This is a genomic window from Streptomyces sp. NPDC058964, assembly GCF_042741275.1.
In the GTDB taxonomy this organism is placed as follows: domain Bacteria; phylum Actinomycetota; class Actinomycetes; order Streptomycetales; family Streptomycetaceae; genus Streptomyces.
Window position 1 is genome coordinate 1 of record NZ_JBHYKH010000863.1, and the last position, 2,099, is coordinate 2,099.

Sequence of the window (2,099 nt, forward strand, 5' to 3'; positions counted from 1 at the left end):
CGGACGAAGTGTCCGGGTCCCTTCCTGTGCGAGCCCTCATGCTCGTACGGCCCCATAGAGCCCGTGTGGCCGACTACCGCGCCCCACTGCCAGCTCTGTACCGTGAAACCGGCCCCTCACAAGCAGCAGGAGGCAGCACGCAATGCGTGGTCTCGGAGATCACCTCAGCATCGGCGAGCGGATCGCGTTCTACCGCAAGCGCCGCGGCTACACGCAAGAGGTTCTGGCCGGACTGGTCGGCCGTAGCACAGACTGGTTGGCGAAGATCGAGACCGGCCGTAGGAAGCCACCCCGGATCGACATGCTTGCGGAGTTGTCGCGCCTCCTGCGCGTGCCCCTCGGGGACCTACTCGGTCAGACCGTGCTCATGGAGGACGAGAGGCAGCAGGACGACGTTCCGGCCGTGCGCGACGCGCTCATGAGCCCGCGCCGGCTGTCGCGCTTGCTCTTCGGCCCCGAGGCCGAGACACAGCTTCCCACGCCGGCCCCTGTTGCCATGCGCGTGGAGCAGGCCTGGAATGACTATCAAGGCGGGCGACTGGGCAGCGTCATCGCGGCTCTGCCCGCGCTCTTGCAGACCGCTCAGGAACTTGAGGAACGAGCAGCGCGCCGCGGCGACGATCGTAGCGACTGCTGGGCAGTGTCTGCTCGCACACACCACCTCGCTGCTACGACGCTCGCAAAGATCGGAGAATCAGACATCTCATGGCTCGCGGCCGAGCGCGCGATGCGGGCCGCTGACGAGTCGGACGACCCCCTCGTACTGGCATCGGCCGCACGTTCGGGCACCCACGCCCTGCTGGCAAACGGTCGATATGACGACGCACTGGAGCTGGGCAACACGGCCGCCGCATGGCTGTCGTTGCGGGTCACCGAGAGCGATCCCGCGGCCCTGAGCCTGCTGGGCATGATCCACCTGCGCGCCGCTGTAGCAGCAGCCCGTCACCAGGACCGGCCCACCGCGACGGGCTTGCTGAACCGAGCCGAAGAACTCGCGGACGATCTCGGGTCTGATGAGAACTACTGGCAGACCGGCTTTGGACCGACGAACGTGCTGCTTCACCGCCTGTCTGTCGAGCTGGACCTCGACAACGTGTCCTACGTAGTGGAGCACGGACAGATCAACGTCGACCACATGCCACAGGAACGCAGCGTCTCGCACCGAATCGACTACGCGCGCGCCCTGTCGCTCGCCGGACAGGGCGATGAGGCTTTCACGGAGCTTCGGACAGCTGAGCGCACCTCGCCACAGCTCGTGCGCAACAATCCCAGGGTGCGCGAGACGCTGCGGGACCTGATTAAACAGTCTCCGGTCACCGGCGGCTCGCGCTCATCCGAAGTGTTCGTGATGGCTCAGCGGTGCAGGGCGGTGCAGTGAGTCCAATGAAGCGCGGAGTACTCGGGGTCGTCGGGTCCGCGGCCGGAGGCTTGGAGGGCCTGCGCACGGGCCTGGTGGAGCCCGCCATGGAGCGCGGCTGGCAGGTGGCCATCACGCTCACGCCGACCGCGGCTCAGTGGCTACGGCTCAGTGGCGAGGCTGAGCGGCTGGAGAAGCTGACCGGCCTGCCCGTGCGCCATGAGCCGCGGCTGCCCGGCGAGGCCCGACCGCACCCGGCGGTTGACTGCTACGTCGTCGCTCCGGCGTCGGCCAACATGGTTGCCAAGCTCGCGACGGGCCTGATGGACAACCAGGCTCTTACACAGGTGGGCGAGGCCATCGGCACCCGAGGTCTGCCGGTCGTCGTCTTCCCCCGGGTGAACGCGGCACACGCTCGCCATCCGGCCTGGCAGCGCCACATCGACACCCTTAGGGCGGGAGGCGTGCACGTTGTCGACGACCCGGCCGTATGGCCGCTATATGAGCCGCGAGAAGCGCCGGCGGGGCGCACACTCCCGTGGTCGGCGGTGCTGGACGCAGTGGACGCAGCCACCCGATGACGAATCGTCAACCCACCTGACCTGCAAGGAAAGAGGGGCCCCGCCAACAGGTGCGGGGGGCGGGGGGGGGGGGGCGCCCACACCAAAAGTAGCCACGGGGCGCAAGTTCAAAACTCGCGGGGGGGAGTCAGTCTTGTGGCCGAGACAGGTGGAGTGATATA

The 2,099-nt window shown here is 67.7% G+C and carries 2 protein-coding genes; both read left to right on the forward strand.

Going from position 1 to position 2,099, the window contains the following annotated elements:
• Positions 1-142: 142 nt before the first annotated feature.
• Complete coding sequence (locus tag ACFW2E_RS45720; RefSeq protein WP_384477780.1) at positions 143-1,378, forward strand: helix-turn-helix domain-containing protein; 1,236 nt, start codon at positions 143-145, stop codon at positions 1,376-1,378.
• Between the two features lie 5 nt (positions 1,379-1,383).
• Complete coding sequence (locus tag ACFW2E_RS45725) at positions 1,384-1,938, forward strand: flavoprotein (protein WP_384477783.1); 555 nt, start codon at positions 1,384-1,386, stop codon at positions 1,936-1,938.
• Positions 1,939-2,099: the final 161 nt, after the last annotated feature.